22 protein-coding genes are annotated in these 20,764 nt (G+C 69.6%); 11 read left to right on the top strand and 11 right to left on the bottom strand.

The annotated features are described in order from the left end of the window. Nucleotides 1–514: 514 nt before the first annotated feature. The 4 genes from nthA to ING98_03715 all read left to right on the top strand — a co-directional run bounded on the left by nthA (nucleotide 515) and on the right by ING98_03715 (nucleotide 3,235). Entirely contained in the window at nucleotides 515–1,150 is a 636-nt protein-coding gene (gene nthA / locus ING98_03730; protein MCA3100959.1) for a nitrile hydratase subunit alpha, read from the top strand. Next, on the top strand, nucleotides 1,147–1,806 hold the full coding sequence (gene nthB, locus ING98_03725; protein MCA3100958.1) for a nitrile hydratase subunit beta: 660 nt from the start codon (nucleotides 1,147–1,149) through the stop codon (nucleotides 1,804–1,806). Before nthA ends, nthB begins: the two co-directional genes overlap by 4 nt. After that, nucleotides 1,784–2,167 carry a nitrile hydratase accessory protein gene (locus ING98_03720; protein MCA3100957.1) on the top strand — a complete coding sequence of 128 codons (384 nt, stop codon included), beginning with the start codon at nucleotides 1,784–1,786 and terminating at the stop codon, nucleotides 2,165–2,167. Before nthB ends, ING98_03720 begins: the two co-directional genes overlap by 23 nt. A gap of 84 nt (nucleotides 2,168–2,251) precedes the next feature. Then, nucleotides 2,252–3,235, top strand: coding sequence for a tripartite tricarboxylate transporter substrate binding protein (locus ING98_03715; GenBank protein MCA3100956.1), 984 nt, complete (start codon nucleotides 2,252–2,254; stop codon nucleotides 3,233–3,235). A gap of 85 nt (nucleotides 3,236–3,320) precedes the next feature. Here the strand turns inward: ING98_03715 and ING98_03710 are convergent, their stop codons facing one another. From ING98_03710 to ING98_03700, 3 genes are all read right to left on the bottom strand, one after another. After that, nucleotides 3,321–4,271, bottom strand: a complete 951-nt coding sequence (locus ING98_03710; GenBank protein MCA3100955.1) for a tripartite tricarboxylate transporter substrate binding protein — start codon at nucleotides 4,269–4,271, stop codon at nucleotides 3,321–3,323. 136 nt (nucleotides 4,272–4,407) lie between these two features. Further along, the gene (locus ING98_03705; GenBank protein ID MCA3100954.1) at nucleotides 4,408–4,677 is read right to left on the bottom strand and encodes a hypothetical protein; all 270 of its coding nucleotides are present in this window, start codon (nucleotides 4,675–4,677) and stop codon (nucleotides 4,408–4,410) included. A 71-nt stretch (nucleotides 4,678–4,748) separates the two neighbouring features. Continuing rightward, the gene (locus ING98_03700; protein ID MCA3100953.1) at nucleotides 4,749–6,236 is read right to left on the bottom strand and encodes a DUF945 family protein; all 1,488 of its coding nucleotides are present in this window, start codon (nucleotides 6,234–6,236) and stop codon (nucleotides 4,749–4,751) included. A 187-nt stretch (nucleotides 6,237–6,423) separates the two neighbouring features. On the opposite strand from ING98_03700, the gene ING98_03695 reads away from it, so the two are divergent. Next, the gene (locus ING98_03695) at nucleotides 6,424–7,656 is read left to right on the top strand and encodes an insulinase family protein (GenBank protein ID MCA3100952.1); all 1,233 of its coding nucleotides are present in this window, start codon (nucleotides 6,424–6,426) and stop codon (nucleotides 7,654–7,656) included. Nucleotides 7,657–7,689: 33 nt separating this feature from the next. Here the strand turns inward: ING98_03695 and ING98_03690 are convergent, their stop codons facing one another. Then, entirely contained in the window at nucleotides 7,690–8,712 is a 1,023-nt protein-coding gene (locus ING98_03690) for an LLM class flavin-dependent oxidoreductase (GenBank protein ID MCA3100951.1), read from the bottom strand. Between the two features lie 138 nt (nucleotides 8,713–8,850). Here ING98_03690 and ING98_03685 point away from each other — a divergent pair, with 138 nt between their 5' ends. From ING98_03685 to ING98_03665, 5 genes are all read left to right on the top strand, one after another. Further along, nucleotides 8,851–9,819 (top strand): ornithine cyclodeaminase family protein, encoded by a 969-nt coding sequence (locus ING98_03685; protein MCA3100950.1) that lies wholly within the window; start codon nucleotides 8,851–8,853, stop codon nucleotides 9,817–9,819. Between the two features lie 110 nt (nucleotides 9,820–9,929). Next, a complete protein-coding gene (locus ING98_03680) occupies nucleotides 9,930–10,067 on the top strand; it encodes a redoxin family protein (protein MCA3100949.1) in 138 nt (45 codons plus the stop codon). A gap of 9 nt (nucleotides 10,068–10,076) precedes the next feature. Continuing rightward, nucleotides 10,077–10,391: a redoxin domain-containing protein gene (locus ING98_03675; protein MCA3100948.1), complete on the top strand. Its 315-nt coding sequence runs from the start codon at nucleotides 10,077–10,079 to the stop codon at nucleotides 10,389–10,391. 103 nt (nucleotides 10,392–10,494) lie between these two features. Then, nucleotides 10,495–11,346: an alpha/beta hydrolase gene (locus ING98_03670; GenBank protein ID MCA3100947.1), complete on the top strand. Its 852-nt coding sequence runs from the start codon at nucleotides 10,495–10,497 to the stop codon at nucleotides 11,344–11,346. 78 nt (nucleotides 11,347–11,424) lie between these two features. Then, nucleotides 11,425–12,276 (top strand): alpha/beta hydrolase, encoded by an 852-nt coding sequence (locus ING98_03665; GenBank protein MCA3100946.1) that lies wholly within the window; start codon nucleotides 11,425–11,427, stop codon nucleotides 12,274–12,276. 46 nt (nucleotides 12,277–12,322) lie between these two features. Here the strand turns inward: ING98_03665 and ING98_03660 are convergent, their stop codons facing one another. Both ING98_03660 and ING98_03655 read right to left on the bottom strand, forming a co-directional pair. Continuing rightward, complete coding sequence (locus ING98_03660; protein MCA3100945.1) at nucleotides 12,323–13,294, bottom strand: tripartite tricarboxylate transporter substrate binding protein; 972 nt, start codon at nucleotides 13,292–13,294, stop codon at nucleotides 12,323–12,325. A gap of 59 nt (nucleotides 13,295–13,353) precedes the next feature. Then, nucleotides 13,354–14,109: a class II aldolase/adducin family protein gene (locus tag ING98_03655; GenBank protein ID MCA3100944.1), complete on the bottom strand. Its 756-nt coding sequence runs from the start codon at nucleotides 14,107–14,109 to the stop codon at nucleotides 13,354–13,356. 140 nt (nucleotides 14,110–14,249) lie between these two features. On the opposite strand from ING98_03655, the gene ING98_03650 reads away from it, so the two are divergent. Then, nucleotides 14,250–15,068, top strand: coding sequence for an MliC family protein (locus ING98_03650; GenBank protein ID MCA3100943.1), 819 nt, complete (start codon nucleotides 14,250–14,252; stop codon nucleotides 15,066–15,068). 46 nt (nucleotides 15,069–15,114) lie between these two features. Here ING98_03650 and ING98_03645 read toward each other — a convergent pair whose 3' ends face one another. The 5 genes from ING98_03645 to ING98_03625 form a co-directional block, all read right to left on the bottom strand. Continuing rightward, entirely contained in the window at nucleotides 15,115–16,248 is a 1,134-nt protein-coding gene (locus ING98_03645; protein MCA3100942.1) for an alanine racemase, read from the bottom strand. A gap of 90 nt (nucleotides 16,249–16,338) precedes the next feature. Then, nucleotides 16,339–17,367: a tripartite tricarboxylate transporter substrate binding protein gene (locus tag ING98_03640; GenBank protein MCA3100941.1), complete on the bottom strand. Its 1,029-nt coding sequence runs from the start codon at nucleotides 17,365–17,367 to the stop codon at nucleotides 16,339–16,341. 81 nt (nucleotides 17,368–17,448) lie between these two features. Further along, nucleotides 17,449–18,423, bottom strand: a complete 975-nt coding sequence (locus tag ING98_03635) for a tripartite tricarboxylate transporter substrate binding protein (protein ID MCA3100940.1) — start codon at nucleotides 18,421–18,423, stop codon at nucleotides 17,449–17,451. A gap of 48 nt (nucleotides 18,424–18,471) precedes the next feature. Beyond that, on the bottom strand, nucleotides 18,472–19,701 hold the full coding sequence (locus tag ING98_03630; protein ID MCA3100939.1) for a CoA transferase: 1,230 nt from the start codon (nucleotides 19,699–19,701) through the stop codon (nucleotides 18,472–18,474). Between the two features lie 65 nt (nucleotides 19,702–19,766). Further along, entirely contained in the window at nucleotides 19,767–20,753 is a 987-nt protein-coding gene (locus ING98_03625; GenBank protein MCA3100938.1) for a hypothetical protein, read from the bottom strand. Between the last annotated feature and the right edge of the window lie 11 nt (nucleotides 20,754–20,764).

The raw sequence follows: 20,764 nt of genomic DNA, 5'->3' as shown, positions 1-20,764 counted from the left end.
TCAGTTGCTTGACCGTAAACAGCCTTTCCTGGGTTACGTCGGCTCCGCGCATCGTTCCACTCTCGCCTCTGGGGCTCTTGTACCTTCGACTGGCTTCACGACGGAAAGTGCCCCAAGATGCGGGGGTATTTCAACAAACTGTTAAACGGACGATACGATCTTCGAAAAACACGCTCATGTTACTCAATCGGTCCGCCTAACGGACAACCTGACGACGCACTTGCCGCCAACAGTGGGCGCAGTCATTTGGGCGACGAAATGACGAAGCCACTTGGCACGGCGGCGATTCGGGATGCTTCACCGATGCCTGACGCGCGCCCTGCAAGGACGGAACGCCGCCCACCATGAGCGCCCGCACCCGCAGCACAGCCATCTCGCTGCCGAAGTCGCGCGCGGCCCTCGCAGCCTGCGCCACCGCCGAATCCGTCCCGGACCGATTGTTCCGTAGAATCGATCAGCCGGTGTCGCGCGGCTGCCTCTGCCGCGCGGCCTGTACGCCACCTGAGTGAGGATCATGAGCGACCACCATCACGACCACGACCATGAAAATGCGCACGATCGCCCGCTCTCCGGGCCGGCGCTGCGCGTGAAGGCGCTGGAGTCCCTGCTCGTCGAGAAGGGCCTGATCGACCCGAAGACGCTCGACGAGATCGTCGACACCTACGAGCATCGGGTCGGGCCGCGCAATGGCGCGCGCGTGGTGGCCCGCGCCTGGGTCGACGCTGCGTTCCGCGAGCGGCTGCTGGCCGATGCGACTGCGGCGGTGGCCGAGTTCGGCTTCATCGAGCCGCATGCCGAGGACATGGTCGCGGTGGAGAACACCCCGGCGGTGCGCAACCTGGTCGTCTGCTCGCTGTGCTCCTGCTATCCGTGGCCAGTGCTCGGCCTGCCGCCGGCCTGGTACAAGTCCGACGCCTATCGGGCGCGTGCGGTGGTCGACCCGCGCGGCGTGCTGAAGGCCTTCGGCGAGGACATCCCCGAGGACGTCGAGGTACGTGTCTGGGACTCCACCGCCGAGATGCGCTACCTTGTGGTGCCCGAACGACCGGCCGGCACCGAGGGCTGGAGCGAGGAGGCGCTCGCCGCGCTGGTCACCCGCGACTCGATGGTCGGGGTCGGCAGCGCGAAGCGTCCGGAGGGCGGCGCATGAACAGCATCCACGACATGGGCGGCATGCACGGCATGGGTCCGCTGGTGATCGAGCAGGAAGACGGCGTGTTCCACGAGTACTGGCACGGTCGGGTGTTCGCGCTGCGCATGGCCTGCGCCTTCCACCGCCGCTACAACGGCGACATGGGACGCTACGCGCGCGAACGGATGCCCCCGGCCCGCTTCCTCGCGGCGAGCTACTACGAGCGCGCGCTGTACGGCCTGGAGCGCGTGCTGGTCGAGAGCGGCATGATCGACGAGGCGGAACTGGCGAGCGGACAGCCCGCGTCGGCCGAGCGTGCGGCTGCCTGCCTGCAGCCGTCTCAGGTCGAGGCGATCACGCGTACCCGCCGGCGCACGCGTATGGACGAGGTGCAGGTCGCGCCGAAGTTCCGCGTCGGCGATGCGGTGATGACGCGCAACTTCCAGCCCGAGGGCCATACCCGGCTGCCGCGCTATGCCCGCGGCCGGCGCGGCGTCGTCCACCGTGACCACGGCGTGTTCTCGTTCGCCGACAGCAATGCGATGACCCGCGACCGCAAGCCGCAGCACATGTACAGCATCCGCTTCGCCGCCACCGAACTGTGGGGCGAGGCGGCCTCCCCGCGCGACACCCTCTGCCTGGACGTCTGGGATGACTACCTACTGCCGGCCTGAAGCCGACACCGCCGCCGATCTCGACGCGCTGCCGGCACTGCCGCGCGACGAGGCCGGGCCGGTGTTCCGGGCGCCCTGGGAAGCGCAGGCCTTCGCGATGGCGCTCGAGCTGCATCGCCGCGGTGTGTTCACCTGGAGCGAATGGGCAGCCACGCTATCGGCCGAGATCGCCGCGGCGAACGCGCGGCACGAGCACGACGATGGCAGCCGCTACTACGAGCGTTGGCTCGCCGCGCTCGAGGCGCTGGCGGCACGCAAGGCGGTGGTCGGCGACGCGGAACTGGCGGAGCGGATCGACGCCTGGGACCGCGCGGCGCACGCCACGCCGCATGGCAAGCCGGTGGTGCTGCCCCGCGCCTGAACCGCGCACGGGCGCCTGCACCCGGCGCAGGCACTACACGCAGGTACTACAATCCGGCTGCCACCCTTGACAGGATACCGCCCGATGCTTGCTCCGCACCGATCGAACGCCCGCCCGGCCGCCGCCGTGGTGGCCCTGCTGCTTGCACTGCCGGCGACCGTTCTCGCGCAGGCCTGGCCTTCCAAGCCGATCCGAGTGGTGGTGCCGTTCCCCGCGGGCGGCGGCATCGACACGGTGGCGCGTATCGTCGTGCCGAAGATGAGCGAGGCGCTCGGCCAGCCGATGGTGATCGACAACCGCTCCGGTGCTGGCGGCACGGTCGGCACAGAGGTCGTCGCACGCGCGACGCCGGACGGTCATGTGCTGCTGGCCACCTTCGCCAGCCACTCGATGAACGCGACGCTCTATCGCGACCTGTCCTACGACACCGAGAAGGCCTTCGCGCCGATCTCGCTGATCGCGACCGTGCCCAACATCCTGGTCGTGCATCCCTCGCTGCCGGCGAAGACCGTCGGCGACCTGATCTCGCTCGCACGCAAGCGCCCCGGCGACATCAACTACGCGTCGGTCGGCAACGGCACGCCGGCACACCTGTCGGCCGAGCTGTTCAACATGATGGCCGGGGTCAGGATGACCCACATCCCTTACAAGGGCGCGGCGGCTTCGATCATCGGCATGATCACCGGCGAGACGCAGCTCACCTTCACCACCGTGCTGATCGCGCTGCCGCACGTGAAGGCGGGCAAGCTGCGGCCGCTCGCGGTCGCCTCGACCACGCGCACCCCGCTGCTGCCCGAGGTGCCCACCGTCGACCAGTCCGGCCTGAAGGGCTACGAGTCGATCGCGTGGTACGGCCTGCTCGCGCCGGCCGGCACGCCCGGCCCGGTGGTCGACCGCCTGCACGCCGAGCTGGTGAAGTCGGTGCAGGCGCCCGAGGTACGCGACAACCTGCTGCGCCAGGGCACCGAGATCATCGCCAGCACGCCGGCGCGCTTCGCTCAGGTGATCCGCGAGGACATCGTGAAGTGGACGAAGGTGGTGAAGGCGGCGGCGGTCAAGCCCGACTGAGGCCGCCCGTGGCCGTCGCACGCGGTCATCCTGGTGTCCATGTCGAAGCAATGCCCGGCACGCAGGTTCGCGCCGCTGCCAGCGGTCACTCGACCTTGATCTTCGCGCGGTCGACCACCTCGGCCCAGCGCGTGATCTGCGCGCGCATCTGCCGCGTGCCCTCTTCGGGCGAGTTTGCGATCGGGATGAAGCCGAGGTCGGCGAGCCGGTCGGCCAGCGCGGCGCTGCGCATCGCGCCGCCAAACGCGCGGTTCAGCGACGCGAGTACCGGCGCAGGCACGCCAGTGGGCGCATACAGGCCCCAGTAGGTATCCGCGTCGACGCCTTTCACGCCTGACTCTTCGAACGTGGGCACGTCGCGCATCGCCGCGTTGCGCTGCCGGCCGGTGATGGCCAGCGCGCGCAGCTTGCCGGCATCGACATGCGGACGTGCGCTGCTGATGCCGGAGAACTGCATGCTCACATGGCCGCCGAGCAGGTCGCTCATCGCCGGGCCCGTTCCCTTGTAGGGGATGTGCACGATGTCGACGCCGGCCACCTGCTTCATCAGTTCGCCGGCGAGGTGCGTCGAGGCGCCCAGGCCGCCCGATGCGTAGTTGAGCGTGCCGGGCTTCGCCCGCGCGAGCGCGAGCAGGTCAGCCAGCGTCTTCGCCGGCACGCCCGGATGCGCGACCAGCACCACGGGTGCGGACGCGAGCATCGTCACCGCGCTCAGCGACTTCACGGTGTCGAAGGGCATCTTCGCCTTGAACAGGCCCGGATTGACCAGCACCGCGCTGTCAGTGGCGAGCAGCGTGTAGCCATCGGCTGCCGCCTTCACCACCAGTTCGGTGCCGATGATCGATGCACCGCCGGGGCGGTTGTCGAGCACCACCGGCTGGCCGAGCGTCGCGCCCGCGGCCGGGCCGATCACGCGCAGCAGGTTGTCGGTGCCACCGCCCGGGCCGTACGGCACGACCACACGCAGCGGCCTTTCAGGGAACGCCTGCGCGTACGCGGCCGAGGGCAGCAGCGGCAGGGAGGTCGCAAGGGTCATCGCGAGGGCGAACCTGCGCGTGGATGCAGAACCGGACGACATGGGCAGCTTCCTTTTCGTCGGGGACGGCGTGACCCTGATTATCGCAGTGATCGCCGGGCGATGGCGGCCGGCCCCGGGATCGCTCAGCGCGAGTTCAACGCGAACTCAGGCAGTAATCGCCACTGGTCGAATAGCCGCTCGGGCAGCTACCGGTCTTCGGCATCGCATGCCTGGCCCCCTGGCTGGCCAGGCAGTAGTCACCGCTGGTCGAGTAGCCGCTCGGGCAGCTGCCGACCTTGGGCAGCGCGAAGCGCGCACCGCTGCCCGGTACGCAGTAGTTGCCGCTGGTCGAGTAGCCGCTGGGGCAACTGCCGGTCTTGGGCAATGCGACCGCCGCCGGCTGGGCCAGGAGATCGGCAGCCATGCCCGACAGCAGGCAGGCAACAGCCGCCGCGACGGCCGTTGCATGGAAGGAACGATTCTTCATGGATGTACTCATCGGAAATTGCTTGCGGGGTATGCATTCGGTGCAGCAGCGGCACTGTTCGCACCGGAGGGCACCGCCGAATTCACAGGGCTGGCGGGCTTGGCGGGCGCAGCAAGGCTGGTGGCGCTCGAGACATCGGGTCCCGGTGCCCGCCCTTCCCCGGGTTCGGCCCGCGCAGGCATCGACACCCCGAGGAACGTGTTCAGGCGGCGGTCCGCCGTCGACAGTGCAACCTGCACCGCGCTGGCGTCGAACACCCGGCCATTCGCCTTGAACAGGCCATCGGCGTACTCGAACGTCGCCTTCAGGCCGCCGGGCACTTCGGTGGCGATGCCCATGCCGACCGCCATCTGGCGCTGCCCGGCATTGATCGCATTACCCTTGACGGTGATCTCGCCGCTCGAGGTCAGCAGGTTCGCCAGCTCTATCGCGACAGGCTCGGCGCCGGCGGCCGCCACCGCGGCCTGTGCGGCCTTCTTGAGTTCGACCTTCAGGAAGCCTTCGAGGCTGCCGTCGCCGACGCTGCCCTTGACCTCCGTGATGCCCAGCGACAGGCCACCGGTCAGCGCAGTACGCACCGCCGCGCGCAGCTTCTGCTCTTCCTCGGCCTTGAGCGATTTGAAGCCACAGCTCTCGCGACCGATCTGCTGGATCGCCTCGAGGCTGGCGGTATGCAGGTCGCGCAGCGAGATCTGCATCGACAGGTCGCTCGCCTTCTGCCCGGGCATGGTGAAGGTGCGCAGGCTCGGCGTGATCGTCACATCGGTACGGTCGCCGCGCTCGGCGGCCGCTGTCACCAGGCGAAAGCCTTCGGCAGTGCCCAACCCGGTGCCGACCCGGTCGACGCTCAATGCCATGCTGCCGGTACCGCGCACACGGTCCTTGAGATCGACGTCGATCCCGAAGTTCAGCACTTCCAGCGCGCTGCCCGCGCCGCGACCGGCGATGCGTTCGGTCTTCCACTGCATGCCGAAGGCACTGCCGGCGAGCGTTGCCTGGCCGCTGCCGGCCGACACGCGCATCGCCTGCGCGCCACTGCCGAGGACGAGTTCAGGCATCGCGAGGCTGGACGCGACCTGCCGGCCGTAGCCGACCGTTCCCTGCCCGTCCAGCCGCAACGCGCCGTTGGTGACCTTGGACAGCGCCGCACCGACTTCGCCCGACGGCACCATGGTCCAGTCGAAGCGCATCATCGAACCCGGGCGGATCAGGTGCGACACGCGATAGTCGACCTTGAGCGCGATCCCGCCGGCGCCCCCGGTGGTGTCGCAGTGCTCGTCGAAGCGTACTTCGAAGGTTCCGCCGGACGAAAACAGCCCGGTGTCGTGGCGCGCGGCGGCAATGCTCACCCCGGATCCCCCGGGCGCGCGTGCAACCAGGCTGCCCATTTCAGCGGCGGCGATCCGGCCGGCATAGATGCTGGCGCCAGCCCATCCGGCGCCGATGACTGCGATGCCGCCGAGCGTGAGCACGGCGATCTTTGCGGACTTGTTCATTCGTCTCCCCGATGCGAGCTCCAGATGCCGATTTCCGGCATGTACGGCCGGGACATCGGCAGGCTGGCGGAAATCTTTAGGCCTACTACGATAGCATCGGGACCCGCCAGACAGGACGCGCCCGATCAGAACCGCCCGCACCACCCCAGCCACCGCATCCCTGCCCTTCACGACCCTCGCCAACGGCGTGCGGCTGCTCGCGATACGCGCCCCCGGCCTGCACACCGCGTCGGTGAGCGTGTTCGTTCGCTCGGGCAGTGCCCATGAACCGGCGCGCGACAACGGCATCAGCCATGTGATCGAGCACATGGCGTTCAAGGGCACGCCCAGGCGCGATGCCCGCCGGATCAACCTCGACGCCGAGCGCCTCGGCGCGGACGTGAACGCGCATACCGACAAGGACCACACCGCGTACTACATGTACGGCATGCCGCGCGATGCAGTCGCGATGATCGGGATGCTCGGCGACATCGTGCGCCACGCCACCTATCCCGAGGCGGAGCTCGAGCGCGAGCGCACCGTGCTGCTGGCCGAGCTCGCCGACGAGCAGGACGATCCGGTCGCCACCGCCTACCGCCTGTTCGACGAGGCGAGCTTCGGCGCGCATCCGGTGGCGCGTCCGGTGATCGGCACCGCACGGACGATCTCGCGCTTCACGCGCGACGATCTCGTGCGCCATGTCGGGCGCCAGTACTCCGGCGCGAACGTGGTCGCCGGGGTGATCGGCGACATCGATCCGGACGCCGCGCTCGCCGCGCTGACGAAGGCGTTCGCGTCGATGCCGCGCGGCGAAGAGAACACGATCGCCGCGCCGGCCTTCGTCGGCGGCGTACGCGCGCGCCGCGTCACCGGCAGCAGCCAGACCCATCTGGTCGCCGGGTTCCCGATCGCATCGCTGCGTGCGGACGATCCGACCGCCCGTGTCGCCGCAGCCGTGCTGGGCGAAGGGATGAGCTCGCCGTTGCTGCACCACCTGCGGGAACGACTCGGTCTCGTATACCACGCCGATTGCTCGGCCGACGTGATGGACAGCTGGGGCCAGTTCATGGTCGAGGCCTCGACGTCGCCGGCCAACGTCGAGGCGCTGCTGGGCGAACTCGCGAAGATGCTGCACGATCATGCGGCCCGCGTCGATCCCGCTGAACTGCGCCGCGCGCGCAACCAGGTACTCGTCGCAAGGCTGCGCACGCTGGAGCGCGCCGGACGCCGGCTGGAAGACGCAGCGCTGGACCTGTTCGCGCTCGGCCGCGCGCGCAGCCACGAAGAATGGCTCGACCGCATCGCTTCGGTCACCGGTGCGAAGGTGCGCCAGCTGTTCGAGCGGATGCTCGATGCTGGCCCGGCGGTCGCGCTGACCGGCAATGTGCGCCCCGGCATGCGCGACCAGGCGGAGAAGCTGCTTCGGACACGGCTGGCCTGACAGGGCCAGCCCCTCCACGCATGCCGCGTGGAATCAGGCTGCCGTGCCGTTGACCGCCGCGATCAGGTCGAACGCCGCCCTGCGTTCGGCCTCGGTCGAGCCGACGTTGATCAGCATCTCGTCGATGCCGGCATCGAAGAAGCGGCGAACGGTCGTAGCGCAGGTGGACAGGCTGCCGGTGACCGCGAACGCCTCGACCGCAGCATCGGGCACCAGCTTCGTCGCCGCCTCGAGGTCGCGCCGGGCGATGCACTCGATGATCGCCGGCTGGTCGATGGGCAGGCCGGACAGCCGGATGTTCTCGGCCATCAGCCGGTTGCGGAACAGGTAGGCCAGCTTGCGCCGCACGCCTTCGAACGATTCGCGTTCGTCGGTTCCGAAGTAGGCGAAGCAGGCACGGGGCCGGCCGGACGCGTCGATGCCTGCGCCGGAGGCGCCACCCTCGAACGCCTCGACACAGGCGCCGGCGAAGGCCGGCGAGAAACCGGCCGACAATTGCAGCGAGGCCGAGGTCGCACCTGCGCGGCGCGCCATCTTCGGCTCGAGGCAGGTCACGTAGACGGGAATCGCCACGCCAGCGGCGACGTTCAGCTTAGCGCCGTCCAGCCTGAAGGTGCGGCCGGCGAATTCGACCGGCTGGCGCGCGAACAGCCGGTCGAGCGCACCGACGAAATCGCACACCGCGTCCTCCGCGTCTTCGACCACCGCGCCCGACTGCGACAGGTCGAGCGGATTGCCGATGCCGATCGATGCGGCGACCCGGCCCGGTGCGAACTCCGACAGCGTGGCCAGCATCATCGCCACCGTGGTCGGGTGCGCGATGAACGGCGACAGGTTGGACGGCACCACGCGGATGCGCTTCGTGCCCGATGCGATGATCGTGGCCAGCGTCGGCGCATCGCGTCCGCCCAGGTGCTGCGACATCCAGATGCTCGAAGCGCCGGCCGCCTCGGCCGCGAGCGCCAGTGACCTGGCTTCGTCCAGACCTTCGAAGCCTTCGAACCGTATGCCCAGTCGTTTCGGCCGCATGCCCAGCGCGCTCCTGTCCTTCCGCATCTTCGCGGATCCGTTCGATCGCCAGCCGGCGCCGGCAGGGCGGGTGTGACTGCATTGTGTGATCACGGAAAGATAGCATGGCCCTGGAGGCTTGACGGTAGACTCCGGGGTTGAGTACATCTCCGCCGGAGCCCGACCATGCAGAACCCGCCCATCTACCTGACCTCCAGCCAGTGCCAGTCGCTGCTCACCTCGCAGGACGTGATCGAGCAGATCGAACGCGTCGTGGCGTGGGACGCAGAGGGGAAGATCCGCTGGCCGTCGCCGCGCAACATGAACATGCGCGACGTGCACGAGAACCACTACCACCTGAAGGCCTGCATCCTCGACCCGCTGTCGATCGCCGGCTTCCGCGTGGTGGCGCATCTGTCGACGGAAGAGAACTCGAGCAATGCGACCCGCTACGTGGTGGTGGTCGATGCCGAATCCTCGCGCACGCTGGCCTTCGTCGACGAGACCTGGAGCTATGCGCAGCGCACTGTCGCCTCTATCGTGATGGCTGCGCGCAAGCTCGCGCTGCCCGATGCCGGCGTACTGGCCCTGGTCGGGGCGGGCAACCTCGCGACCACCGCGCTCGAGTACTACTCGAAGCTCTTCAACCTGCGCGAGGTGCGCGTCGTTTCGCGCCGGCCGCATACCCGCGAGGCGCTGGCAAGCCGCGCCGAGTCGCACTACAAGATCCCCGCCCGCGCGATGGACAGCATCGAGGCTGCGGTCTCCGGGGCCGACCTGGTGCTCACCGCCACCAACAGCGGCAAGGCGCTGATCGAGGCGGCGTGGATCGCGCCCGGCGCGGTCGTGGCGACCCTCGACACCGCCGAACCGGGCCGCGACTACGCCGAGCAGGCCGACCTGTTCGTCGTCGACAGCCGCGAGCAGCTGCAGAAGGAACTGCTCGAACTGTTCGGCGAGGAAGGTCCGGGCTGGGTCGATGCGACGGTGGCCGAGGTCGTCGGTGGCAAGCATCCCGGCCGCACCGATCCAAAGCAGCGCGCACTGATCGTCACCCAGGGCATGGCCAGCCAGGACATCGCGCTCGCGCACCTGGCCTATGTGCGAGCGGTCGAGCGCAAGCTCGGCCTGGTGATGCCCGCAGGCGGCGCCTGACCCGCGCGGGGGTCGGTGGGCGGCGGCCTGCGCCCGACGAACGCGGACTGCGCTACGATGGCGGCACGGTGCAATTTCCCGCACCGCGACCCGCCCAAGGAGCATCGTCCATGGCCGCTCTTCAACCCGGCACAGCCGCGCCGGATTTCTCGCTCGCATCGCACACCGGTGCCACGCTCACGCTCGCCAGCTTCCGCGGCCGGCGCGCCGTGGTGACCTTCCTGCCCTTCGCATTTACCGGTGGGTGAAAGAATCAAGTGAGCGGGTTCCGTGAGAACTACGCACAATTCCAGGCACTCGACGCAGAAATCCTGCAGATCAGTGCCGACCCCGTCCCCAGCCTGAAGGCGTGGATGGAATCGCTCGGTGGCCTGCCGTTTCCGCTGCTTTCGGACTTCTGGCCGCATGGCAGCGTCGGCCGCGCCTATGGCGTGTTCAACGATGAACGCGGGATGGATGCGCGTTCGGTGTTCATCGTCGACGCAACCGGCGTGATCCGACACTCGCATGTCTACGCACCGGGTACCGTCCCGGAGAGCGCCGACCTGCTGGCGAGGCTCGCCGCGATCTGAGCGTGACGGAGGCGGGCCCTGAGAACCTCAGCCCCGCCTCCCCCGGCGCAATCTGCGTGACAATGCCTCCCTGCCGGCAAGGGCCGGATGCAAGGAGGACGCAATGGCTGCACCGTACGATCCCGCCGCGCGCCATGCGGTTGCCTGCCGGGACATCGAGTTCCGCAAGACCCCGACGCGCACGCTGCTCGCGCGCATCTACCAGCCGGAAGGACCCGGCCCGTTCCCGCCGGTGCTGCACCTGCACGGCGGCGCCTGGAACAACAAGGACCGGCTGCACAATCCGATCATGGCCCATGCGCTCGCCGCCAGCGGCCTGCTGCTGGTGTCGATCGACCTGACCCGTGCGCCCGAGGCACCGTACCCTGCCAACGTGCAGGATGCCCATCTGGGCGTGCGCTGGCTGAAGGCCCATGCCCGCGAGTGGAATGCCGATCCGTCCCTGCTCGGCATCGTCGGCAGCTCCAGCGGCGGCCACATCGCGCAGCTGATCGCGATGCAGCCGCACAAGCCGGTGTACGGCGCGCTGCCGCTGGCCGAAGCCCCTGCCCTCGATGCCGGCGGCGTGCGCTATGTCGCGACCCGCTCGCCGATCAGCGACCCGCAGGCGCGCTACGACCATGCGAAGCAGCGCGACTGGACCGAGATGATCGACAACAGCCTGCGCTACTTCCAGCCGTGGGACACGATCTCGGAGGCGAACCCGCAGGCCATCCTCGACCGCGGCGAGCCGGTCGAGGTACCGCCGATGCTGGTGATGCAGGGCGGCGCCGACGACAACGTGCTGCCCGGGCTGCAGGAACGCTTCGCGCAATCCTACCGGGATGCAGGCGGTATCTGCGACCTGGAGATCTTCGAAGGCTGCGACCATGCCTGGGTCGACGATCCGGGTCCGCAGACCGATCGCGCGATAGCGGTGGTGAAGGCTTTCATCGCACGATCGCTGTCGTCCTGAGCGGCTGCGGACGGTCGGCCGTGAACCGGGCGACAATCGCCCCTTCACGGCCGATGCCGGAGCAGGGAGAAGACCACGATGGCCACGCGCTACGACCCGGATGCGACCTTCGAAGTACGGACCTGGGATGTCGAGTTCCGCAGGACGCCGAAGCGCCAGCTGATGGCGCGCATCTACCAGCCGCAGGGCATCGGCCCGTTCCCGGTCGTGCTCGACCTGCACGGCGGTGCCTGGAACAACAAGGACCGCTTCGCCAACGTGCCGATGGACGAGGCGCTCGCCGCCAGCGGCCTGCTGGTGGTGGCGATCGACCTGACCCTCGCGCCGGAAGCGCCCTACCCCGCCTCGGTGCAGGACGCGCACTACGGCGTGCGCTGGCTGAAGGCCAACTGTGAGCAGTGGAAGGGCGACCCGTCCACCGTCGGCGTGCTCGGCAGTTCGAGCGGCGGGCACCTCGCCCAGCTGATCGGAATGCGTCCGGCGGATGCGCGCTATGCTGCGCTGCCGCTGGAAGGCCATCCCGGGATCGACGCCAGCCTGCGCTACGTGGCCACGCGCTCGCCGATCAGCGACCCGCATGCACGCCATCTCAACGCCGAGCGGCGCGGGGTGGAGGACATGGTGCGCCGGTCGTCGATCTACTGGAGCCCGCCCGGGTCGATCCACGAAGGCAACCCGCAGGAGATCCTCGACCGCGGCGAGAAGGTCGCCCTGCCACCCATGCTCGTGATGCAGGGCGGCGACGACGACAACGTGCTGCCGGAGATCCAGGTGAAGTTCGCCGAGTCATACCGCAAGGCCGGCGGCGACTGCACCTGCGAGGTCTTCGAGGGCTGCGGCCACATCTGGGTGGCCGACCCGGGGCCGCAGACCGACCGCGCGCATGCGATGGTGAAGGCCTTCATCGCGCGCGTGCTGGCCCGAGGCTGAGCGCGAGAACCGGCGCCGGACGCCACCGCGACCCGCGCGGTGGCACTCAGTCGATCTTCAGCCCGAGCGCCTTCGCGACCTTGCCCCAGCGCTCGATGTCGGCACGGTTCTGTGCCTCGAAGGCCTCCGGGCGCGACAGCACGGCGTCGACGCCGAAGCCGGCCAGTTCGGCGCGGCCCGCGTCGCTCGAGAACGACTTCGCCAGTTCGCCCTGCACCCGCTCGACCACCGGGCGCGGAATACCTGCCGGCCCGACCACGCCGTACCAGAAGACCGGGTCGAAGCCCTTCAGGCCGGCCTCGATCAGGGTCGGCACGCCGGGCAGCACCGCCACCGGCCGGCTGACCGCGAGCGCACGTACCTTGCCGGCCTTCACGAGCTGCACCGACGAGCCCGGGTTGTCGAAGAACAGCGAGATCCGGTCGGCCATCAGCTCGGGATAGACCGGCGCCGCACCCTTGTAGGGCACATGGGTCATGGATACCCGCAGTTCGGTCAGGAAGGCCTCGGTGATCAGGTGGCCGAGCGTGCCGGCGCCGGCGCTCGCGTAGTTGAGCCTTCCACTGTTGGCACGCAGGTAGTCGATCGCCTCGCGCATCGTCTTGGCGGGGAAGGCCGCCGAGGACAGCAGCACGTACGGCGTGGTGCCGACCAGCGTCACATGGGTGAAGTCCCTGCGCGGATCGAAGCGTGGCACCGACAGCAGCAGCGGTGCGACCGAGTGCGTGCTGGTGGTGACCAGCCCGAGCGTATGGCCGTCCGGTGTCGCGCGCGCGATCAGTTCGCCCGCGATCGCACCGCTGGCACCGGGCCGGTTGTCGACCACCACCGGCTGGCCGACGCCGTCGGACAGCCGCGCCGCCGTGGCCCGCGCCATCAGGTCGGTGGTTCCACCCGGAGGCAGGCCGACCAGCATGCGCACCGGTCGCGACGGCCATGCGCCAGGCTGCTGCGCCTGCGCGATGGACGCGGCAGCCTGCGTACCCAGCAGCACGCACAGTGCGGCGACGGCCGGCACAAACCGTTGCAGGCATCCGGTCGGGCGAACCTGCGATCGCGACGGCCGCCCCGGCGCCCTCATGCCTTGCCCGCCTGCTTCGCCTCCGGGTAGACGACCGCATCGCCGCGCTCGAACATCCATTGCATGTCTTCCTTCGACAGGTACTCGCCCCGGGTGCCTCGCGCGGCGCACAGGGTCTCGACGATGATGTTGCGCTTCACCTCGGACACCAGGACGTTGGTGCGATGGTAGGCCTCGGACACCGATCGCCCGAGCACGGTGAAGCCATGCCTGCGCATCACGATGCAGTTGGTGTCGTGGATGAAGGTCTTGATCGGCGCCACGTCCTCCTCGACGTTCAGGTGCGCCGGCAGGTAGGCGGCAGGCTTCTGCATCAGGTACGAGAAGGTGAGCGAGGTGGAGCGGATCTCCTCGAAGCCGGCGGCAAGGAATGCGATCGTCTCGTCATGGTGCAGGTGGATCACGCAGTTGACGTCGGGGCGCAGGCGCAGGATCTCCCGGTTCATCTGGTGGCCGACGGTGGTGGCCCGGGTGCCATGCACGATCGCGCCATGCGGGATGTCGGTGATCACCAGGTCGTCGATCGTCGCCTCTTCCAGCGACAGCCCCTGCGGCTTCACGTAGCACAGGCCGTCGGCGTACTTGGGATGGGGCACGCGGATCACCATGTTGCCGAGCGAGCTCTGCACGTAGCCGCGTTGGTTGAGCATCCCCGCGTAGCGGACGTACGACTCGCCCACCGCGCGGTCGAAGGCGACGTCGGGATCGGGGTCGATGAGGTTCAGGCGCGGGTCCGGCGTCGGGGTGTCCATCGCGGCGAGGTCCTTGCAGGGGGATTCGGATCAGCGGCAGGGTCAACCCCTCAAGGGTCGGACAATCGGCGCGCGTGCGCAAGGGCGCCGCAGACCCGTGCTGCAGACCAGTCGCGCAGGCCCGCGCATACAATCCTGGCATGCATACCGTCCGCGAAGACACGGCGGCGACCGTAGCGGCGGCCGTCGCCGTCGCCACTGCCCCCGCTGCCGCGCCACGTACGCGGCGGCACCGCCTGCTGCTGCCTGCACTGCTGCTGGTGATTGCCGCGACCCTGTCTGGCTGCCGCTGGCTGCGCCCCGGCCCCGCGGCGGTCCAGCCACCGGCCGCGGCGGCCGGGCCGGCAACGGCAGCGCCGGCAGGCATGCAGCCCCGCCTGCTCGCCGAGGGCTGGCGCTGCGAGGACGGCCAGACCCTGGGCACGCGCGCGTTGGCCGGGCTGAAGACGGTCGAACTGCGCATCGGCGAGGTGCGTCGGACACTGCCTCAGGCGGCCAGTGCATCGGGCGTGCGTTTCGAGGATGCCGACTGGCTGTTCTGGCAACGCGGCGCGCAGGCGATGCTCCAGCGCAAGCCGGCACCGCCGGTGTATTGCAACGAGGTGCGTGCGCTGTCGCTCGTCGAGGATGCACGGGCACGCGGCATCACCTTTCGTGGCCAGGGCAGCGCGCCCGGCTGGTTGCTGGAGGTGGGGCCGGACAATCGCGTCGTGCTGTCGGGGCCGGCCGGCAGCCGGGACATCGAGGGTCGGCACGAATGGCCGGACCTGACCGCCGCGCCCGGCCCGGCCTATGGCAGCACGCGCTACACCGCCGAGGCTGGCGGACGCCGCCATGTGATCGTCGTGCTGCCCGACCCGTGCGTCGACGACATCAGTGGCGAACGGTTCCCGGCGGCCGTGCTGATCGAGGTGGATGGCCGCCGGCTGCGCGGTTGCGGCACGCCGATCGCGCACTGATACGGCCTGACGCGCACTGACGCGCGCTGCCGACTCGCCGGTGAACCTACCAGCCGGAGAACCTCGGCCAGGTGTCGATGATCGCGCCGCCGTCGACCACGCGATAGGCCTCGTACTGGGCTGCCGTCGCGCAGGCATGGTTCGGCTGCACGCGCAGCAGCGTACCGATCGGGTAACGCTGCACCAGGTCGTCCGGGCAGCTGCCGTCGCGCATCGACACGATGCCGTGCTCCTGGTTCGCCGCACCCATCCACAAGGCGGGCACCGGCTCACCCGCTACGTCGCACACCGCGCCGTAGCCGTGATCGATCTTCTGCTTCGCGGTACCGCGGTCGCGGCTCATCGCCATCCAGCCGGCATCGACGATGATCCAACCCTTCGCGGGCTGGTGCCCGATCACGCTGGTCAGCACCGACAGCGCGATGTCCTGCTGGCCGCAGACGCCGATGCCGGCCATCACCAGGTCGAAGAACACGTAGACCCCGGCGCGCACTTCGGTCACGCCCTCGAGGCCGGTCGCCGACAGCGCCGTCGGCGTGGAGCCGACGCTGACCCGTTCGCACGGCAACCCTGCGGCACGCAGTGCCGCAGCGCAGGCCACGACTGCATCGCGCTCCTGCGCCGCCATCGCGCCCAGCGCCTCCGGGGTGTCGAGGTCGTAGGACCCGCCGGCATGCGTCATCACTCCGGCCAGTGACCCGGCCGAGTGAAGCACGCGTGCGATCTCGACCAGCATCGGGTCGCCAGGCCGCACGCCGGAGCGGTGGCCATCGCTGTCGACCTCGACCAGCGTCGGCAACTGCACGCGAGCGGCTGCGCAGGCACCGGCGATCGCCTTGGCCGAAGCGACCGAATCGACGATCGCCGCCAGGTCGCAGCCGCGTGCCCGCAGGTCGAGCGCATGGGCGATCTTGTTCGGTGCCAGCGCCACCGCATAGAGGATGTCGCGCACGCCCTGCGCGAAGAACTGCTCGGCTTCCTTCAGCGTCGACACGGTGATCGAGGCTGCCCCGGCCTGCATCTGCGCCTGCACCACCGGCCAGCTCTTGCTGGTCTTCACGTGGGGGCGCAACCGGCAGCCGAGCCCGTCAACCTGCGACTGCATGCGCCCGACATTGCGGTTCATGCGTGCGCGGTCGAGCAGCAGCGCGGGGGTTTCGATCGAACGCAGGTCAGCCAAGGGATTTCGCCTCGTTGAAGGACGGGCGAACGCCGATCCAGCCACCGATTGTACGATCATAGCTGCCGCCGTCGATGCGACGGTGCCGGTTCACTCCGGCCGGATGCCACCCTCTGCGGCGACCTTGCGCCAGGTGGCGAGGTCGCGTGCGATCAGGTCGGCGAACGCTTCCGGGCTGCCCGGCGAAGGCACAGCCGCCTCGTCGAGGAAGCGCTGGCGCAGGTCACGGTCGGCGAGCAGCCTCTGCAGTTCCTGCGACAAGCGTCGCACCACGGGGTCGGGCGTGCGCGCCGGTGCGGCAAGGCCCCACCACAACTCGGCAGCGTAGCCGGGCAGGCCGGCCTCGGCCAGCGTCGGCAGCTCCGGCACGAAGGTCGAACGCTCCGGGCTGGAGACCGCGAGCAGCCGCAGCCGCCCGCTGCGCACATGCTGCAGGGCTGGCGGCAGGCTGCTGATCATCATCTGTACATGGCCGCCCATCACGTCGGCCAGCGCCGGGGCGTTGCCCTTGTAGGGCACGTGGGTGAGCTTCACCTTCGCGATCGACTGGAACATCTCGGATGCGAAGTGGTTGATGCCGCCGATGCCGGCGTTCGCGGCATTGACCTCGCCCGGCCGTGCCCGCGCGAGCCGCACCAGGCCCTGCACGTCCTTCGCCGGCAGCGAAGGGTGGACGAACAGGCCCAGCGCGCTGCGCGCGACCAGGCCGATCGGCGCGAAGTCGCCCGGCACGCTGTAGGGCAGGTTCGGCTGTACCGCGGCCAGCGTGGTGAGCGTGCTCGAGACCGCGAGCAGGGTATGCCCGTCCGGGGCCGAGCGTGCAGCGTAGGCCGTCCCGGTGGCGCTGCCGGCACCGGCGCGGTTCTCGACGATCACCGGCTGGCCCAGTGCGGCCGGCAGGCGCTCGGCGACCGCGCGCGCGAACACGTCGTTGCTGCCCCCGGCGGCAAACGGCACCACGATGCGCAGCGGCTTCGCCGGCCACGATGGCTGCTGGGCGACTGCCTCGGGCAGCGCGCCGGCAGGCAGCCACGCCATGGCCACGGCGACCGGCGCGAACCTCGAAATCCGCTCGCGGCACCCCCGCCAGGCATGCCACGCGAAACGATCTGCCTTCATTGCTTCCTCCTCCGGCCGGCTGCCGGCCCTGCCACCTCCGCCGCCCGGTGGTCCGGGCGTGCGGCACTGCCTGCGCCACGGCTAGTCAGCCCGCAGGTTCGCATCCTTGATCAGGCGCCCGAAGCGCGCGAGGTCGGCCCTGAGCAGTGCAGCCAGTTCGTCCGGCGTGCTGCCGACGGTCTCGCTGCCGGCGGCGATGAACTTCTCCTTCACTTCGGCGCGCTGCAGGTAGCGCACCACTTCGGCATTGAGCAGCGACACCACCGGGGCCGGCAGCCCCGCCGGACCGAACAGGCCGAAGGTCGCGACCGCCTCGTAGCCGGGCAGGCCCGCCTGCGCCATCGTCTGGAACTGCGGCGCCAGCGCGGTCGGCTTCGCGCTGGTCACCGCCAGTGCCCGCAGCTTGCCCGACTGGATGTGCGGGATCACGGTCGAGGCGTTGTAGAACAGCACCTGGATCTGCCCCGAGATCAGGTCGGTGACCGCCTGCGAAGGATTCTTGTAGTTGATGCGCGGGATATCGACCTTGGCCATCGCATTGAACAGCTCGGCCGACAGGTGGTTAGACGACCCGGCAGCACCCGAGCCGTAGTTGAGTTCGCCCGGACGCTTGCGCGCCAGCGCGATCAGTTCCTTCACGCTCTTCACCGGCAGCGAATTGGGCACCACCAGGATGTTCGGCGACATCGTGACCAGCGACACCGGGGTGAAGTCGCGCTGCGGGTCGTAGGGCACGTTCGCCTGCAGCAGCGGCGCCAGCCAGAGCGTGGAGGCCGACAGCAGCAGCGTATGGCCATCCGGTGCGGCACGCGACACGATCTCGCCGGGAATGGTGCCGACCGGGCGGTTCTCGACCACGAACGGCTGCCCGAGCACGGGCGCGAGCCCCTGCCCGATCAGCCGCGCAGCGAAGTCGCCGCCGCCGCCGGTGCCGGGCACGACGATGCGTACCGGTCTGGACGGGTACGACTGCGCGGCGGCGAGGTTCGATACAAGCGTGGCCACGCCGATCAGGGCGGCTGCGACGATTTCCTGCGTACGGGCGGATCGTGCCATCGTGCCTCCGTCGACGTTGTGCGGTATCCGGGCGGCTGCCACCACCGCTCAGGCGGCGGGCCGGTTGACCTTCGCGTACTCGGCGACCTGCGCCTCGTCCATGCCGAGCCAGTCGACCAGGACTTCGGCGGTCTGCTCGCCGAGCAGCGGCGCTGCGGTCACCGGCACCGTCGATTCGGACATCTTCACCGGCCAGCCGGGCATGCTCATCTTCCCGCGGGTCGCATGGTCGATGTCGGCGAACATGCCGCGCGCCCGCAGGTGCGGGTCTTCCATCAGTTCCTGCGTGTCGAGCACCGCGCCGGCCGGCACGCCAGCCGCCTGCAGCGTCTCCATCGCCTCGACCTTGGTGCGCGTGCTGCACCAGGCGCCGACCAGTGCATCGACTTCCTTCGCGTTCTTCGCGCGCGCGCCCGGCGTCGAGAAGCGCGGATCGTCCTTCAGGTCTTCGCGGTCCATCACCTTCAGCAGCCGCTGCCAGTGCCAGTTGCCGGCACGCGTGGTGTAGACCATCACGTAGTCGTTCGGCCCGCCGGGCTGGCACAGGTAGAGTTCGCTCGGCGCGGCTGCCCCCAGCGAACTCTGGTTGCCGGACCGCGCGACCGGCTGCCCGGTCATCAGCTGACCGGCGAACACGATGCGGTTGAAGTTGATCACCGCATCCTGCATCGACACCTCGATGCGCTGGCCGCGCCCGGTGGCGTGGCGCTGGTTGAGCGCGGCGAGGATGCCGACCAGGCAATGCAGCCCGGCGCCGGTGTCGCCCACGTGCGGGCCGGGCCGCATCGGCGGACCACCGGCCTCCCCGGTGATGGCGAACGCGCCGCCGGTGGCCTGCGCGATCATGTCGAAGCTGAGGTAGTTCGCGTACGGCCCGTCGGGCGCGAAGCCCTTGATCTGTGCATAGATCAGCCGCGGGTTCAGCTTGCTCACGACGTCGTAGCCGAAGCCCAGGCGCTCGATGCCGCCGGGCGACATGTTCTCGATCAGGATGTCGGCCTTCTCGACCAGGCGCATCAGCGTCGCCTTGCCCGTCTCGGACTTCAGGTCGCAGACGACGCTACGCTTGTTGGCGTTCATCAGGATGAAGTAGTAGGAGTCGAGCTTCTTGTCGTTGGTCGACGCGTAGCGACCGCTCTCGCCGCTCGGCGGCTCGATCTTCACGACATCGGCACCGAGCCAGGCGAGCGCCTGGGTGCACGACGTACCGGCCTCGTACTGCGTGAGGTCGACGACCTTCAGGCCCGACAGTGCGGCGCCCGTGGATGGCGATGCCATTGGATTCCCCCGAGGAAAGACTCGATGCGTGTGTTGCGCGCTGTTCTTTGCCACGAGTATAGCGGTCAGAAGATCAGCGCAGCGATGCCCAGCACGCCCAGCCAGACCAGCAGGCTGCGCCAGACCAGCGCCGCCGCGCCGTCCATCTGGCGCACGGCGACTGCATAAGAATCTGCATCCCAGCCGGCGCCGTCGAACGCATCGACGGTGCCGTCGGAATCCCGGGCAGGCATGCGCTCGGCCCCGGCCCCCGCCGCGGGCGCGTTGGGTCCCATGCCCAGCGCACCCAGTGCCGCCGCCACCATCAGCGCGCGCGGCTCGCCCGGGCGCTCGCGCGTCGCCCCCTGCCATCCCTCGACCGCGCCGGTGAAATCGCCGACCAGCGCGAACGCCCCCGCCGCCAGGCGGGCAGGCAGTGCGTCAAGCCAGCTCAGGGCTGCCAACGACACCACGGCAAAGCCGGGGTGCGGCGTCGATACCGGGGCGGCGCACCAGCGCAGCGCGACCCGGTCGGCCGCACGATAGAGCACCGCGCCACTCGCCCCGGGCAGCAGCACGAACCAGAACGCACCCCCGAACAGCCAGCGCCCCGCTTCACCGATGCCGCGCTCGATCGCCTGCCGCGCGATCGTCTCCGGCGTGGTCGCGGGCATGGCGCCGCCGGTCGGTGCCAGCGGACCACCCTGCCAGTCGGCGAGCGCGGCGCCGGCAAGGTCGAGCCGGCGCGCAGCCAGCCCGTCGCGCACCGCCGTGAAACGATGGCTGAACAGCCGGAAGCCGAGCGTGAAATACAGCGCCACCACCATGAACAGGAACCAGAGAACACCGCTCAGCAGGCCGAGCGCGGCACCGAGCGACCCGACCAGCAGCGCGGGCAGGCCGACCACCAGCGACCAGCCGAGCCATGCATGCCATTCGTGGCCGCCGTCGAGCCGTTCGGGCAGGCTGTCGATCGCGCCGCGCAACAGGGCATCGATGCGCTGCAGCGGCCAGTGGGTGACCGGACGCCACTGCTCGAGCAGCAGCGCGAACACAATGGCGATCACGTCCATCGCACGCCCCG

The organism is Rhodocyclaceae bacterium, from assembly GCA_020248265.1.
In the GTDB taxonomy this organism is placed as follows: domain Bacteria; phylum Pseudomonadota; class Gammaproteobacteria; order Burkholderiales; family CAIKXV01; genus CAIKXV01.
Note: the sequence above shows the minus strand (reverse complement) of the source record. Positions and strands in the feature narration are given on the sequence as shown.

Excerpts from the sequence above, each read along its gene's own strand:
- nthB (MCA3100958.1), top strand. The coding sequence starts at position 1,147 with ATGAACAGCATCCACGACATGGGCGGCATGCACGGCATGGGTCCGCTG.
- ING98_03705 (MCA3100954.1), bottom strand. The coding sequence starts at position 4,677 with ATGGCTGCCGATCTCCTGGCCCAGCCGGCGGCGGTCGCATTGCCCAAG.
- ING98_03665 (MCA3100946.1), top strand. The coding sequence starts at position 11,425 with ATGGCCACGCGCTACGACCCGGATGCGACCTTCGAAGTACGGACCTGG.
- ING98_03635 (MCA3100940.1), bottom strand. The coding sequence starts at position 18,423 with ATGGCACGATCCGCCCGTACGCAGGAAATCGTCGCAGCCGCCCTGATC.
- ING98_03640 (MCA3100941.1), bottom strand. The coding sequence starts at position 17,367 with ATGAAGGCAGATCGTTTCGCGTGGCATGCCTGGCGGGGGTGCCGCGAG.
- ING98_03655 (MCA3100944.1), bottom strand. The coding sequence starts at position 14,109 with ATGGACACCCCGACGCCGGACCCGCGCCTGAACCTCATCGACCCCGAT.
- ING98_03700 (MCA3100953.1), bottom strand. The coding sequence starts at position 6,236 with ATGAACAAGTCCGCAAAGATCGCCGTGCTCACGCTCGGCGGCATCGCA.
- ING98_03650 (MCA3100943.1), top strand. The coding sequence starts at position 14,250 with ATGCATACCGTCCGCGAAGACACGGCGGCGACCGTAGCGGCGGCCGTC.
- ING98_03685 (MCA3100950.1), top strand. The coding sequence starts at position 8,851 with ATGCAGAACCCGCCCATCTACCTGACCTCCAGCCAGTGCCAGTCGCTG.
- ING98_03680 (MCA3100949.1), top strand. The coding sequence starts at position 9,930 with ATGGCCGCTCTTCAACCCGGCACAGCCGCGCCGGATTTCTCGCTCGCA.
- ING98_03720 (MCA3100957.1), top strand. The coding sequence starts at position 1,784 with ATGACTACCTACTGCCGGCCTGAAGCCGACACCGCCGCCGATCTCGAC.
- ING98_03690 (MCA3100951.1), bottom strand. The coding sequence starts at position 8,712 with ATGCGGAAGGACAGGAGCGCGCTGGGCATGCGGCCGAAACGACTGGGC.
- ING98_03670 (MCA3100947.1), top strand. The coding sequence starts at position 10,495 with ATGGCTGCACCGTACGATCCCGCCGCGCGCCATGCGGTTGCCTGCCGG.
- ING98_03630 (MCA3100939.1), bottom strand. The coding sequence starts at position 19,701 with ATGGCATCGCCATCCACGGGCGCCGCACTGTCGGGCCTGAAGGTCGTC.
- nthA (MCA3100959.1), top strand. The coding sequence starts at position 515 with ATGAGCGACCACCATCACGACCACGACCATGAAAATGCGCACGATCGC.
- ING98_03625 (MCA3100938.1), bottom strand. The coding sequence starts at position 20,753 with ATGGACGTGATCGCCATTGTGTTCGCGCTGCTGCTCGAGCAGTGGCGT.
- ING98_03710 (MCA3100955.1), bottom strand. The coding sequence starts at position 4,271 with ATGACCCTTGCGACCTCCCTGCCGCTGCTGCCCTCGGCCGCGTACGCG.
- ING98_03715 (MCA3100956.1), top strand. The coding sequence starts at position 2,252 with ATGCTTGCTCCGCACCGATCGAACGCCCGCCCGGCCGCCGCCGTGGTG.